This window comes from Neolewinella marina (genome assembly GCF_002631205.1).
Taxonomy (GTDB): Bacteria; Bacteroidota; Bacteroidia; order Chitinophagales; family Saprospiraceae; genus Neolewinella; species Neolewinella marina.
Genome location: NZ_PDLO01000005.1, coordinates 121,385 through 136,674, shown reverse-complemented (window position 1 = coordinate 136,674; position 15,290 = coordinate 121,385). Strand labels below are relative to the sequence as shown.

General features: G+C 55.0%; 9 protein-coding genes. 7 read left to right on the top strand and 2 right to left on the bottom strand.

The features are described 5' to 3' along the window. Positions 1-2: 2 nt before the first annotated feature. Positions 3-1,220, bottom strand: a complete 1,218-nt coding sequence (locus CGL56_RS12800) for a bifunctional alpha/beta hydrolase/OsmC family protein (protein WP_099106961.1) — start codon at positions 1,218-1,220, stop codon at positions 3-5. A gap of 218 nt (positions 1,221-1,438) precedes the next feature. On the opposite strand from CGL56_RS12800, the gene CGL56_RS12795 reads away from it, so the two are divergent. The 7 genes from CGL56_RS12795 to CGL56_RS18100 all read left to right on the top strand — a co-directional run bounded on the left by CGL56_RS12795 (position 1,439) and on the right by CGL56_RS18100 (position 13,276). Next, positions 1,439-1,708 (top strand): hypothetical protein, encoded by a 270-nt coding sequence (locus CGL56_RS12795; protein ID WP_099106960.1) that lies wholly within the window; start codon positions 1,439-1,441, stop codon positions 1,706-1,708. Positions 1,709-2,638: 930 nt separating this feature from the next. Then, the gene (locus tag CGL56_RS12785) at positions 2,639-7,063 is read left to right on the top strand and encodes a beta strand repeat-containing protein (protein WP_099106958.1); all 4,425 of its coding nucleotides are present in this window, start codon (positions 2,639-2,641) and stop codon (positions 7,061-7,063) included. 1,038 nt (positions 7,064-8,101) lie between these two features. Beyond that, a complete protein-coding gene (locus CGL56_RS12780) occupies positions 8,102-9,274 on the top strand; it encodes an RHS repeat-associated core domain-containing protein (protein ID WP_099106957.1) in 1,173 nt (390 codons plus the stop codon). 22 nt (positions 9,275-9,296) lie between these two features. After that, entirely contained in the window at positions 9,297-9,866 is a 570-nt protein-coding gene (locus CGL56_RS12775; RefSeq protein WP_143470725.1) for a hypothetical protein, read from the top strand. A gap of 270 nt (positions 9,867-10,136) precedes the next feature. Further along, on the top strand, positions 10,137-11,279 hold the full coding sequence (locus CGL56_RS12770; RefSeq protein WP_099106955.1) for an RHS repeat-associated core domain-containing protein: 1,143 nt from the start codon (positions 10,137-10,139) through the stop codon (positions 11,277-11,279). Further along, entirely contained in the window at positions 11,263-11,859 is a 597-nt protein-coding gene (locus tag CGL56_RS18105) for a hypothetical protein (RefSeq protein WP_143470723.1), read from the top strand. The genes CGL56_RS12770 and CGL56_RS18105 overlap by 17 nt, the downstream gene beginning before the upstream one ends. 739 nt (positions 11,860-12,598) lie before the next feature. Further along, a complete protein-coding gene (locus CGL56_RS18100; RefSeq protein WP_143470721.1) occupies positions 12,599-13,276 on the top strand; it encodes a hypothetical protein in 678 nt (225 codons plus the stop codon). Between the two features lie 283 nt (positions 13,277-13,559). On the opposite strand, the gene CGL56_RS12765 is transcribed toward CGL56_RS18100, so the two are convergent. Further along, entirely contained in the window at positions 13,560-15,233 is a 1,674-nt protein-coding gene (locus CGL56_RS12765) for an FAD-dependent oxidoreductase (RefSeq protein ID WP_099106954.1), read from the bottom strand. Positions 15,234-15,290: the final 57 nt, after the last annotated feature.

The following is a 15,290-nucleotide window of genomic DNA, read 5'->3' as shown; positions in this document are numbered from 1 at the left end:
AGCTACTCCTCTTTCTGAAGTACCGTCGTGATTTCCACCGTTTCGTGGAGGGTACGGTGGACGGGGCAGCGGTCGGCGATCTCGAGGAGCCGGGCCTTTTGCTCGTCCGTAAGGTTGCCCTTCAGGGAAATCACCCGCTCGAAGTGGTCGATCTTGGTGGGTTTGGTGTCGGATTCCACCAGGTCGGTGGCGTAGTCCTTTTTGTGGTTCAGATGGACCTCCACCTCCTCCACCACCCACTTCTTGCGGCGGGCGTACATCTGTATCGTCATGGCCGTGCAGGCCCCCAGGCCGGCGCTGACGAGCTCATAGGGGCCGGGGCCGAAGTCGTTGCCGCCTACCTTCTCCGGCTCGTCGGCCGTGAGCTGGTGCTGGCGCACCATAATTTCGGTGGTGTAGCCCTCGGCGCCCAGGCGGACGGCCACGTTGTGGTCGCTGCGCAGGGGGGCCTCGGCGGGTACCGGCAGGTAGCGCTTCGACCAGCCGGCGATCACCTGTCCGGCGTAGTGGCTGTCGGCCGGGTCGGACAGCAGGTGATCAGCCCCGTCCAGGCTCACGAAGCTCTTGGGGTGTCGGGCCGCCCGGTAGAGTTTGGCGGCCTCGTCGATGGAGACGGTGCGGTCCTGGGGCGAGTGGAGGAACAGCAGGGCCGCGTCCAGCTCGGCGATGGTTTCTTCCAGCCGGTGCTCCCCAAGATCTTCTACGAACTGCCGTGAAATGCGGAAGGGGCGGCCGCCGACGTCGACGGTGGCGTGGCCCTCCGCGCGGATGTCGTCCAGTTGCTCGGCGAAGTGGCGGGATACGTGGTCGGGGGCGAAGGGGGAGCCGATGGTAGCCACGGCCCGCACCGATTCGATGCGGGCGGCCGCGCACAGGGCGGCGGCGCCCCCCAGGCTGTGGCCCACCAGCAGGGCGGGGGCCGTGTGGTGCTCCGCCAGCCAGGCGGCGGCGGCCTCCAGGTCGCTGATGTTGGTAGCGAAGGTGGTGTCGACGAAGTCGCCCTCGCTCTCTCCGATGCCGGTGAAATCGAAGCGCAGCACGCCGATGCCCTGGAGGTTGAGCTCCCGGCTGATGTCGTGGATGGCCGTCAGCGTCTGCCCGCAGGTGAAGCAGTGGGCAAACAGCGCGAAGGCGTAGGGATGGCGGTTCACGGGCAGCTCCAGGCGGGCGGAAAGCTGCTGGCCGGCGGCGTTGGAAAAAGAAACTTTCTGGGCGCTCAAACTTGTTGTGTTTAAAACAAATTGTTTGTAAAAGTGGTCACTATCGGTTAGCTTTGTAAGAGCTTGTTTGGATGCTGCTTTGCTGGTCGAATGCGCGGGATGGTTTGCTTATTTCACCAACGTCGCTTGGGTGAACTAGCACCGCTTGCAGACCGAACGGCAGGATCCAATCAAGTTCTTAGGCCGCTTAAGGGAAACACACGTCTCAATATCAAAGCATGTCAGCCCATAACACCAAAACCCCAAACGACAGCGGCCTGGATCGCACCGACCCCGGTAATGTAGGCAATCCCGACCGCAAGGGCCTGCCCGCGCCTCCCGAGGAACCGGACCGCCTCCGCGACATCATCGTCGTGATCGTCACCTACCCCCTTACCCCCAACGAAAAGACCAACAAACTGGCCGAGAAGAAGCCCTGGCTGGAGTTCATCTCCCTGCTGCTGAAGGTCCTGCTGGCGCTGTACGCGCTCTGGGAGGCGGTGCGCTGAGTGTTGGAAAGGACGCCCCCCTGCGTCTCACCGCTAGCCCTATCCGCACAGTCACTTCCCCCTTATCTGCCGGCAGTCGCGGTGGGGCGAGCCCGTTCTCCGGACTCTACGGAAGGGAAAAGGGCGATTTCTCGTTTGAACAGGGCTTGGTTTGTGCCTTGCGTGAGAAAGGGTTCCATTGTGAAGTTCAGTTTCTTGTTCCGGCTCTGGGAGCAACTGCTGGGCGCTGGAATCACGCCGGAGACGGTGGCGTCGGCAACGAGCAGTTCGTGCATGCCCGCCCACGCTGCGACCACCCTCGGTCTCCTTGAATCCTTGACGATCCAACTTTTTGTTGCCCAAAAAAAGTTGGAGCACCGTTCGTAAGCGTATCGTCGTAAAGGGCTCGTTATCAAAGGGTTTGTCAATACCCCGTTCTGAGCGCCACCAACTTTAACGTTTCTGCTGCCCGGGTTAGGACAATGTTAATGCGCCAACGGACGTCTTGCATCAGCTGCGTCTGCTGCGCAGTAGCCATGGATTAACACCAACCTAAAACACTACCTCTATCTTGCCTTTCTGTTGCTAACCCCTTGCGGTGGCCATCCGGGACTGAAGGGCAATTTTACTTAATGGGCGTACCGGATATACATGTTCCAGACTCGGTAGCGAAGGAGATTTCCAGGCTGACAAGCTAATAGGTCTCCTGAACCGCTTTGGAGACTGTGTGCGTCCAACCGTTCCCCAATGGGTTCCTCCGGGTTTCGTCAACAACCATCTACGCCGGCGAAGATCTCGATCAGTAGATCTGCTTCAATTCTAGTGAGTCGGGAACAGGATTTATGATGAAAGGAGTTCATCTACCCTTAGTCATTAATCCCGTGTCCAGCCCACCGTAAAGTTCTGATTAGGAGTCGGTTAGTCCCTGGTGTCGCGTTAATTTTAATTCTCATGAAGATAGCTTTACTCACCCAACTGTGGCGTGCTGCGTTTACGCTAATCTGCCTGTTCGCCCTCCACAGTACCGTCTTTGCTCAGACCCCCGGGCTTATCTACCGGCCGGCCACCAGCGGCGGCAACCTGGTCCTCGACCCGAACGGCGATGGCTACGTTTCTGCTCCAAGAGTACCAGCAGGATTCGCCACCACCCGTGATGAAGGTGCTGGCTTTAGTGAGGTTACCTACCGTCCGTTTCCCGCCCTCGCCAACGAACGATTGGGTGACCTGACCACGGGTAGTGCAGGCGGGCATACCGACTTGGCGCCACCAGCGTCCTACACGGGGTCTACCGGTTCGCCGATTGCAGCTTACTACAATGGTAAGCAGGTGATGTTCCGGGTTAGGTTAGGTGGTTCCTCGACCGCCTCCAAGGGCTATAGTGTGCTGATTGATTCCGATGGCGTATTTGCGTCACCCACCGCGTCGCAGCCTTCCAACATCACCAATCCCGGGTTCGAATTCGAAGTCGTTTTTGCTTCTAATTTTGATGTAAGCATCTACGATCACAGGACGTCTCCCAGCAGAAAGATCTTTACCGGTTCAGTAGACCAGTTCTCCCAGCGGGCAGTTGCCGCCTCGACGGGCGGTAGTAATGCCGATTACTTTTATGACTTTTACGTGCCGCTAACGGGTTTTGGCGGGGCGATCACTGCCAACACGCCACTGCGTTTTTCTGGAATAACCATCACCAGTTCGCAGTCCGGCCTGGATGGTACGGTATCCGACGTCGGTGGCGTTGATTATGCCGCCTACGGCTTTGATGCCTGGAAAGCCTGGACGGCAATAGTCAGTACTTTTCCGCCAACCAGCCTGAACCAGATCCAGGCAGGCGCCTTTGCGCTCATACAGGCCACTGCACCCGCGGTCAGCGGCCCGGTATTCGCCGGCAATACCTCCATATCCGGTACATCAGTTGAAGCAACGGGCTCTACCATCACCGTTTTCAGAAATGGTACACAAATTGGCACGGCTACCGTACAGTCAAACGGAAACTGGACCCTGACGGGCCTGGCATCCACCGTGCTAAAAGCTACGGACAAGCTTACCGCAACCGTTACGGCTACGAACAAGTCGGTATCCCGATTGTCGAACGAAGTTACGGTTACTACGCCCGGGGTTTGTCTGACAACCTCCGCGGCTACCCTTACGGGTAATACTACCACCCAAGGGTCCAGATACATGACTGGTACCACCGCTTACATTGGCCGGCAGCGGGTTACCATTTATACGGTTACGGTGGTGAATGGCATCCATACTTACGCCTTAGAAGGTTCTTACATTTTTACATCGGCTACCGGAGCCACCGCACTCCCAACGGCTCCTGCCGGAATGACTAATGTAACTGGAAACGTCACCTTGACGAAGTCCGTGAACTACATCGTAACCGTGACTCCCCTGGATGCTTCCAACAATGCCATTGGTTGCGAATCCATACGATCTAATCAGCTTTGCTATAGCCAGGGCAACACCTCGCCCGTCAATAGCAACACCGCAACAATCGCAAGCGCTACCGGAACGAATGGAATAGTGTACAATACGCTTTCTGAGTTGCCCGCTCAGTTGGCTTCCGTTTCGGGAACCATCGCGTCAGTAGGTACTGAGGTTAGCGTTATCCTGTTGGTTAATGCTGTGCAAACTACTTATCGGACAAGTACATTTACCCAGACCGGTACGAACCCCGTGGTAAACAACTGGACGATAAACACTTCTGGTATTCAGTTGTCCCCCAACGATGTGATCAACGTCCGGGTAGAAGCTCCTTCCTGTAACGCAGGTGGCTTGTTCATGTCTGCGGCATCAAACATTGCCACCGTGAAGGCAATCACCGCCGCGCCGGTCATTAATGAAGGCCCTTACTGCGGGAACATTAAAACGTTGTCCGGGACGGCCGAGGCAGGGAGCGTAGTGACCATCTTTACCAATAATACATCAACGAACCTTACCGCTACCACCTCTTCGGTGGGTGTATGGACGGTAGATGTAATTTCTTTAAACAGTGGCACCGGTATTAATCCTGGAACACCCGTGACTGCCCGGGCGAAAGCAGTAAACAGAGCGACCAGCGTAATGTCCGCGTCGGTCACCGCTACCGCGACGGCTACTTTGCCTCCTAGCGCCACCTTCACCATAGCTTCCGTCACTGAACCTGATGGTGGTGCGCAGCTGGTCACTATCAGTGGCACCGCCCCGGCGAGTAACGCCACTACTACGTATAGTGTAAACGTGGACATCAACGGAACCAGGTTTGCCCCGGTTTTCACCACCGAATCCGGCGTGTGGGAGCTGAAGGGGATCAGTCCGCTGGAGATCTATACGGGGGCCGTGATCACGGCCACCTTCACCACCGGCGGAGGTTGCCCAAGTAAATCAGTTTCTACCGTCGTACAATGCAGGGCTCCGTCAAATGCTTTTACCACTACCCTGAACCGCGCTTCAGTTTGCTATAACAGCACGGTCTCAGTGACCCTTTCCGGTTCTGAAAGGGGCGTTGCCTACAGAATTACGAACAACGGTACGCCAACCGGAGCTTCGGTAATCGGAACGGGTGGAGCGATTACCCTGACCAGCGACCTGCTAACGGGCTCGACTACTACCCTGTCCGTCCGGGCTACTGACGTAGGCAGCGATTGCGTCACCACGGGTATTGGCGGTAACAAGAGCGTCACGGTGTCCGCTGCACCGGTGCAACCAACGTCCCTGGTCGCCAGTACGACCTCGGGCTGCTCACAGGTGACCACCAATTTGACGGTGAATGGCCCAACTGCTGGCTACGTATACCAGTTGATCAACAAGCATACTAAAGCGCTGGTGGGAGCCGAGGTGACCGCCAGCAGTACCGCCGCCATTACGCTGGCCAGTGGATTGAAAGTGAATGCTACCACTACCTACGGTCTGCTGATTAAAACAAGCGCTGGCAGCTGCGCATCCGAAACCACGGTTACGGCTACCGTAACCGTCACGGAAGGACCCGCGCTGAACCGGGCAGTAACCATCGACAAACCTGCTCCCTGTCCCGGCGACGTGGTTACGATAAGCGTAGCAACGCAGGCAAACGCCGGCTACACCTACACCATTCGCAACAGCAACGGGGTAGCCATCGGAACCAGCTTTACCGGAACGGGAGGAGTCGTATCCCGAACAACCTCCTATGGTATTACGGGGGCTACTGCCCTTAATGACCGCACGTTCTATGCGGAAGTATCCGGAGGGTGTTTCACATCTCCGACACGGCTCGAGACGGCAGTTACGGCAACAGCAACCGCGACCGCACCAGCCGCCAATGCCGGATCCGCGCAAACCGTTTGCGGGCCGGTGCAGCTTAATGCCAACTATGCTTCTCCCGGTGTGGGAAGTTGGTCCATAGTGGGCGGAACGCCCGCCGGCGCTTCCTTCTCAAACATCAACGATCCCAAAGCAACTCTGACCGGTCTGCCATCCGGGGTGCACACGCTTACCTGGACGATTGCAAATAACTGTGGTGGGACCAATACGACTTCATCGAGCAATGTGCAGATTACCATAAACTGTTCAGCGGAGTACCTCGTGGCGGCGCCTAAATATTCTACCCAGTACAAGAGTGGAGACGTCCTGGCTACGGGGTCGGACAATGACGGAGGTATTGTAGCGGCAAGCCTGCTTTCGGGTACCCTGCCCTCGTGGGCCGAAATTCTTTCGAACGGAAATATCGTGGTTAAGTCTGGTGCAACTCCGGTAGCAGGGTTTCACAGCTTTACGATAAGAACAACGGATAATTTCAATGTTGTCACTGATTCGCCGATTACGTTGACCGCCTACGGTGAAGAGCCATCGGGCGCAGCGCTCCCGGTTGAACTACTTTACTTCACCGCTGCGGTAGAAAAGACTGGCGTAACCCTGAGGTGGGTAACAATCTCTGAAGAGGACAACGACAGGTTTATCGTTGAGCGCAGCAGTGACGGACGCAGGTTTACGGCCCTTGGAACGGTGCAGGGACAAGGGAACAGCCGGGTACCCGTCGAATACACCTACGTCGATAAGTCGCCGCTCGCGGGCACCGCCTACTACCGCCTGAAGCAGGTGGATTTTGACGGAGCAGAATCGTACAGCGACGTAGTTGCCGTAGCGTCGAAAGGTAGCGTGAATCACCTGCAACTGCAGGCCTACCCGAACCCGTTTACGGCAAACATAGCCGTGGCGGTAACGGCTCTGACCGCCACGAGCGCCCATTTAGAACTTGTGGATATGCAGGGTCGGGTTATCCTGACCAGGACATTAGCGCTCAGGGAAGGCCTTACCGCCGTGGACCTTGACGTGCAGCAACTTGCCGTCGGTGTGTATGTCCTTCAGGTAACCGGCAACGGCTTCCAGGCAAATACCAGGGTGGTCAAATCACGTTAACCAATCGACACCATTCCCCAGGAAAGGCCGGTAGCAATACCGGCCTTTCTTTGTTTTATTCCCACGCTTGGCCACCCACCCGGGAGGTTGCACAAGCGGCCGCCCGCGCCCGCGAGGAGCCGGACCGCCTGCGCGACATCATCCTCGTGATCGTCACTTCTCCCCTCATTATCACAGCTGCACGACCTCCGCGGGTCCCGGAGCGGGCCGTCGGGCCTGTGGCCCGGCGTAGCAATCAGTACCGGATGCTATCACACGCCGTAGCGAAGTGGAGGTAAAAATCTCCCAAATCACGACGGGTGTCCTCCAAGTCCTTGAAGCGTCGTCCGGCGCAGCCGCTCGACCTCTGAGGGTCCCGGACATCACCGCGTAACGCCGAAGGAAACCACCGAGGCGCAGAGGGTCCCGGAGCGGGCCGTCGGGCCTGTGGCCCGGCGTAGCAATCAGTACCGGGTGCTATCACGCGCCGTAGCGAAGTGGAGGTAGACATCTCCCAAATCACGATGGGTGTCCTCCAGCACCTCGGAGTGTCGCCCGGCGCAGCCGCACGACCTCCGAGGGTCCCGGACATCACCGCTATCGGCCAGAACAAACCACTGAGACACCGAGGGTCACGGATTGGGCCGTCGGGCCTGTGGCCCGGCGTAGCAATCAGTACCGGCTGCTATCACACGCCGTAGGGAAGAGGAGGTAAAAATCTCCCAAATCACGACGGGTGTCCTCTAGGACCTCGGAGCGTCGCCCGGCGCAGCCGCACGACCTCCGAGGGTCCCGGACATCACCGATGTAGGCCGAAGGAAACCACTGAGGCGCAGAGGGTCCCGGAGCGGGCTGTCGGGCCTGTGGCCCGGCGTAGCAATCAGTACCGGATGCTATCACACGCCGTAGGGAAGTGGAGGTAAAAATCTCCCAAATCACCACCTGTATCCTCCACGGCCGGAGTGAGGGAAGCCAGCCCTCGGCTTCGCGCGTCCCCCGGCTAGCCTAGCTCCGCCGTGCGTGCCCACGCTTCACCTGACTACCGCTAACTTGCAGGGAATGGATGAAACGTTTCGCGCCGAGCACCTGAGTTCCGATGCTAGTCTGACCAGCGGCGGGAACTACCGCTTTCTGGGGCAGGAAACGGTAACTTTGGGCATTGGATGGACCGTACCAAAGGGCACGGAACTGCTGGTCAATACCGTTCCCTGCACCGAGCCTCGACTAGCCACCTACTATTACTACATCACCGATCATTTGGGAAATAATCGGGTTGTGTTTGGAGATTTGGGTGATGATGGCCTGGTGGACAGCAGCGACATCGTCCATGAAAACCACTATTACCCATTCGGACTGGCCATGGACGGAGCGTGGTCGCAGGGCGCAAAAGATGGGGAAAACCGTTACCGCTATAATGGCAAGGAGCTCATCGAGGAACTGGGACTATATGACTACGGGGCTAGGTGGTATGATCCGGCGATTTCTAGATGGACTACGGTCGATCCATTAGCGGATAGTTATGCCTCAATGTCCCCATATAATTACGTTGCTAACAATCCGATCAACTTTGTTGATCCGGATGGTATGCGAATTGATATTTCAGAATTTCTCAAAAAGGATGAAAGCGGCAATTACGATGAGAATGCTAGAGTGAACTTGGTGAGATTTTTGGTGGATGTAGCTTCCATTACTGGACGCGGCGTCAGCATAGCGGGAACAGAACTACAACTAGGGGATAAAACAGATGAAGGGGGTGGTAGCAAGACTGCCGCTGAGTTCGTACAGAATGTTATTGACGATGAGGAAGTCGTCACAGTTGTCAACGCATACAGAAGCGAGGAAAATCCTGATGCAAATACTGGAGTGATACCGGGAACAAATGAGGTACAGATGAATTTCGACGAAGTCGAGAGTTACCGAAAAAGCGGTGTGGATGTTGGCTTAGAACCGCTGAACGTATCTGGAGGAATGCGATTTCTCCATGAGCTTGTCCATACTCGTACTGGTGCGAAACATGCCGGGGGTGGATATAGTGACTTTCTTCACAAATCTGACGGATCCTCTGATTATCGCCCGGGCAGAACCGTAAGCTTTATGAACAAGATAAGAGGTGAGCTCGGATTTAGATTACGAGTTAATTACTATACATCAAAATATAATCCCTATCATATCTACGATATACGCATTGGTCGAGAGAGTCCTGCCCGCAAAAAGATATATCGTGGTTATTAAGATGCAGGTAACTTTTCTCTTAGTGTTTGGAGTACTTTCGATTTTCCAGTGCCGTGACGCTGACCGAGGCCAATTTGACAAAAGCTCGGCCTCTGCAGTATCTAAGGCAGAAATTGTCAAGTTGCTTCAAAATGATGAACCCGCTCTCACTAGTGTGGATATATGTTTGTCAGATCGTATAATATGGCCTGCATACATGGGCTTTAGTGCCCTAATCGATTGTGATAGTATAGATTACCTCAATATTGTAAATGAAATTTACAAGGGTAATAGTTGCGAAGAGCAATATGTCTACAATTTACAGCACCAATACGATGATCCTTGGGAACATGATATCGGCAAATTTACCTTTCTTAAACCTATAAATTTGGACAGTTGTCTGTACACAATTTTCTTTTCAGATTTTCAAAATGGACACGTTTATGCAGCTCTCGTTAGCAGGAAACAGCTAGTAGAAAGTGAAGGACCTATGCTACTTTTCGGGAAAGCTAAAGAATTTATGATTAAATTTTCCGATACCGGGGGAAGAGTGGACTGGATTAAAACAACGGAGATTGTTGACAGTAGTCTTTATCTACCTAGCGCCCAATGAGTAGCGCCACGCCGGGCCGCTTTAAGGCGGGATGGACGTGGCGCGAGTATTGGGCGCTTCATCGGTAATCATTAGTCGGGGGGCTGTCCCGTTTTTTCTGAACGCAGAAGGGGCCCAGCGGTTAATCCGCTTGCCCCTTTCGCGGTCCTGAAGAGGGCTAGTTTGGGGCGAAAAGCGACCGAGCCCACCCAAGGCTTCGCGCGTCCCCTGGATACCCTAGCTCCGCCGTGCGTGCCCACGCTTCACGTAACTACCGCTAACTTGCAGGGAATGGATGAAACGTTTCGCGCCGAGCACTTGAGTTCCGATGCCAGTCTGACCGGCGGCGGGAACTACCGCTTTCTGGGTCAGGAAACGGTAACTTTGGGCATCGGATGGACCGTGCCAAAGGGCACGGAACTGCTGGTCAATACCGTTCCTTGCACCGAGCCTCGACTGGCCACCTACTATTACTACCTCACCGATCAGCTGGGGAACAATCGGATTGTGTTTGGAGATTTGGGTGAAGACGGCCTGGTGGACAGCAGCGACATCGTCCAGGAAAACCACTATTACCCATTCGGACTGGCCATGGACGGAGTGTGGTCGCAGGGCGCTGAAGAAGGGGAAAACCGTTACCGATATAATGGCAAGGAGCTAAATGAGGAGCTGGGTTTGTATGATTATGGGGCCAGGTGGTATGATCCGGCCATTGCCAACTGGGGCCAAGTTGACCCTCTTGCTTCTGATTACGCACCGGTTAGCCCTTATGCTTACGTTGCTAACAACCCTATACTTTATATCGATCCTGATGGAAAGCGCCTCAATTGGTTTCAGTATAATCAGGAAACCGGCGAGTATGACCGTGTAGATTATAACCAGCTTGATGCCGGCACCCAAGAGGCCCTTCAGGCATTTGCTCAAACAGAAGAAGGCTTCAATTTTTTATCCGAGTTTGCAGAAGAGGGAGACGCAATCGGCGATGTCACATTTGAGAAGAATGGCCGATTTGCAGAGTCGGACCTGAGCTACACCTTTGACTCAAACGTCAGCGGAGGTAGCACTTTTCCTGCTCAGATAGATGGAACAACTGCAGATTTCAGTGTTCGTATTGGGACGAAAGATAAATCTGTCGATGAAGTCGCGGTTACGCTGGGACATGAAACATTTACCCATCTTGATCAATTTGCCACGGACTTTGCCGATCAGTGTAGGTCCGGATGTGTAGAAGACGCTTTGCGTATTCAAAGCAAGCATCAAGAAAATAATTGGCTGGGGGTTGATGATCACAGGGATTATCTGAACGGAGCTCCTTCGCAAAAAAGATTTTCCGTTTTCATTAAACAGCTTTCAAGTATAAGAGGAGCCGGACCAGTGTCTGCTGCTAAGAAAAAGCTTGACGCTAAACTACGTAAGCATGTCAAATCAAATTAGCAAAACTGTCATAGTGGGGCTTCTGACTCTGCTTACACTAGGGTGCCTGTCTGAGACTTCTTCGACAGATTTTATGGTAATCACGACGGTTGAGGTTAGACGTAGTGATGATTCTATCGTCGACTTTAAACTATCTACCAAACGTGTTAATAGGTCTGGTTTCCTTTTATCGACGAAAAGAATATCCGCCGAAAAGAAATGTGTTCACTCCGAATCGGAAGAACGGTTCAAAGTTAAAAACGATGTATTGTATAAAGAGGTTAGCGTTCTGGGTACATCTGAATGGATACCTTATCTGATTTTGAAACAAGGTGAGTGCATAGTCAGCCCAAACTGGGACCACTTTGGCAGCTTAAGCGAAAGCAACTGCACTATTTCCATGAATAGAGATAGTATCGTTTACCAAACGCAAGTCAGACGCGTTAACGGCAATATTGAGAAAGAAGAAATAGTCACTTTGAATCCTGAATACCTACCTATTAGAACCATTGAGACTATGTCAATAGGGGAGTCATTGGTGCAGTCATATGTAGTCGATCTAATGCCAGAACTAGTTAATCTGAAAACCAAATGTAAATAGCCTTTCCGCTCAATTAGGAAGTGTTGCATAAAGTGTGTCAGGCGTTTTTTATGGGGAGAGTATCCTACTGACAAAACACCATATACCTAAGCAGAATTGGCTGGCAGCATACCTACGCTAACCCCCCAGGCGCACAGGTCAAGCCGTGCGGAGTAGACCTACAGGGCGGCCATCGGGGTGAAGGTGCGGCACCTGTTGTGCATCGACTACATCCACCTGGCGGTCACAGCGCGCTGGGCAAAGAACAATAGGTGAGCTCCGCTGCAGCCCGCGGCGGCACCCCTAAAATCCCCCCAAATACTCGTGCACGAACTTAATCGCCATGGCCCCCTCGCCCACGGCGCTGGCCACGCGGTTCATGGCTCCGCTGCGCACGTCGCCGGCGGCGAAGATGCCCCGGGCGGGTCTCAGTAGATGAGACAGTATTTACTGAAATGCTGCCGCCTTAATGCATCAGTACCCAAAACCGGTTTTATATGAAACCGGCATAGGTGCGGTCAAGCCTCCTTCAGCAGTTTGCGTATTTCCTAGTATTCTTGCTTGGTCGGCCCGAAATCCGTGAATGCTCAAACCGCTACAGGCCCAAACCAGGTCGAGAGGAGTCTACTGCGCATGAGAAAAATTGCAACAAGAATTCTTGTTGCTATACGTGAAAAGTCTTATATTACATATGCAGTCCGCTGAACTGGAAGGTATCTGATTAGTCGCCTTCTCATTTAATGAAGAAAACACCCGGGTCATGAGCAAATACATTTACATGTTGTTGGTTTCGTCTACCTTATTGTTTTGTATTAATTCCTGTTCTGAATCAGAAGCGATGGCTCCAAAGATTACTGACACGCAGTTTAATGCGGATAGATTAGTTGCTGATTATAAAATTGACGAAGGCCAAACCTACGGTTCAGAATTACGCGAACCCTTTACTGCTAAAGGAAAGGTCGTGTTCGCAGAAAATAGGGTGAAGCCGAATGGCGATCTACATTTAGTCATGACATTCGAAATGGAGACTCCAAAAGGCCATATTGAGTATCTCCAGTTCGACTTCGGGCTATATGACGAAATAGAGTTCCCTGGCAGTATTTCCAGCGTGCGTTTGACGTTCCTAAATCACCAGTTGATCGTGCAAGATTTGGAAAGTGACTTTGCGGCAAATCTCTTCGTGAAAGTTTTTGAGCATACGAAAAACTATGTAGATAGATTGACCCCGGTGGAGGGTTACGGATTAAGTATTTCTAGAATTGACGCAGATTTAGCAAAGTCCGCCGGAGGATGTTCGTGTTCTTGCGACAAATGCGACCCTCTTCCCGCCCCCTGCGGTAGCGCAGAGTGCAGTTGCGGTAGTCCCTGTGGCGATTGCTCAACGGTATGCAGACCCGGATACAATGCGAGTTGTCTTAACGGTTGCAACGAGCAATAAAACACCATGCTCTAGGTGGTCTGATGGTTTGCCCCCTGTCAAACGGACTTTCGTACAGTCCGGGTAATAATCAAAATGGCTACTGATACCTTATATATCCGCGGGATGTAACCAATGTCAAGGGTATATCAAAACAATGCTGTTTCAACCCTCATATGAGACCGTTCCAGCTGATTTATTCGGATAAGATGCACTTAGTTCAATGCCGCGGTCAACCGCCGCCAGGTGTGATAGGAGGCAACTGTGACAAGCTAAAGTACAAGTTGTACTCCGCTTCTCTCCTTCAGAATCCCCCCAAATACTCGTGCACGAACTTGATGGCCATGGCCCCCTCGCCCACGGCGGAGGCCACGCGGTTCATGGCCCCGCTGCGCACGTCGCCGGCGGCGAAGATGCCGGGCTGGCAGGTCTCCAGCAGGTAGGGGTTACGTTCCAGGGGCCAGCTCTTGCTGCGTTCGGGGGTAGCCAGCAGGTCGCGGCCGGTGATCACGAAGCCGCGCTGGTCGGTCATGATCTGCCCCCGCTCCAGCCACTCGGTGCGGGGGCGGGCCCCGATGAAGATGAAGAGGGCGTCGGCCTTCACCTCCTCGGTGCTGTCGTCCTCCAGGTTCTGCAGGACCAGCCGCTGTACTCGGTCATCGTCGCCGCAGACCTTCACCACCTCCCGGTAGCCCTGGACGGTGATGTTGTCGATCGACTCGATCTGCTCGATGAGGTAGCTCGACATACTGGCGGTGAGGTCGGGTTTCCGCACCAGGATGGTCACCCGTTCGGCGAACTTGGAGAGGTATACCGCCCCCTGCCCGGCGCTGTTGCCGCCGCCGACCACGAATACGTTGTGGTTCTCGCAGGCGCGGGCCTCGGTGGTGGCCGCCCCGTAGTACACCCCAGCCCCGTTGAACTTGTCGGCGCCCTCGGCCTCCAGCATGCGGTACTGCACGCCGGTGGTGAGGATGACGGACTTGGTGCGCACCCGGCTGTCGTCGTCCAGGGTCAGGATTTTGTAGTTGTCGCGGATCTCGATGCCGGTCACTTCCCGGGGGCTCACCACCTCCACCCCGAAGCGAAGGGTCTGGGCCATGGCGCGGCGGGTGAGCTCCGAGCCCGATAGCCCGCTGGGGAAGCCCAGGTAGTTCTCGATGCGGCTGCTGCTGCCGGCCTGTCCGCCCGGTGCCCGCTTTTCGATGACCAACGTCTTCAAGCCTTCCGAGCCGCCGTAGACCGCCGCGGCCATGCCAGAGGGGCCGCCGCCGATGATGACCACGTCGTAGAGGTCTTCCTGCACCGTGGCGCTCATGCCCAGGGCCTCGGCCACCTCATCCAGTCCGGGGTCGCTGAAGGCCGTGCCGTCCTCCAGGATGACCAGGGGAAGTTCGGTCACCTTGCAGCGGTGGAGCTCCACCAGTTCCTCGCCCTGCGGACTGCGGGCGTCGATCCACTCGTAGGGCAGCAGGTTGGCCGCCAGCCAGTCCTTCACGTTGTGCGACTTGGGGGAGTACTGGTAGCCCACCACCCGGATGCCCTCGAAGGCGGGGCGGTGGGTGAGCTTCCAGTCTTCGAGCAGCTCGGTCAGGATGGGGTAGAGCTTTTCTTCCGGCGGGTCCCAGGGCTTGAGCAGGTAGTAGTCAAGCTGCACCTCGTTGATGGCTTTGATGGCGGCGTCGGTATCGCTGTAGGCCGTCAGCAATACCCGCTTGGCGTTGGGGTAGTGGGGCTTGGCCTTTTCCAGGAAGTCTACGCCGAGCATGTCCGGCATCCGCTGGTCGGAGAGGAAGAGGGCGATGGTTTCCCCTTTTTTCTTGAGGTCCTCCACTGCCTGCAGAGCCTCTTCCACTTGGGTGGTGCTGATGATGCGGTAGTCGTCCTGGTACTGGCTGCGCAGGTCGCGCTTGAGGGAGCGCAGGACCTGCTGGTCGTCGTCGACCGACAGGATGATGGGTTTCCGGTCTCTGGCCATGGTAAGATGAGTATAATCGTTGATCAATGTCCGCCACTGCTAACGCGGGGGGGCGGC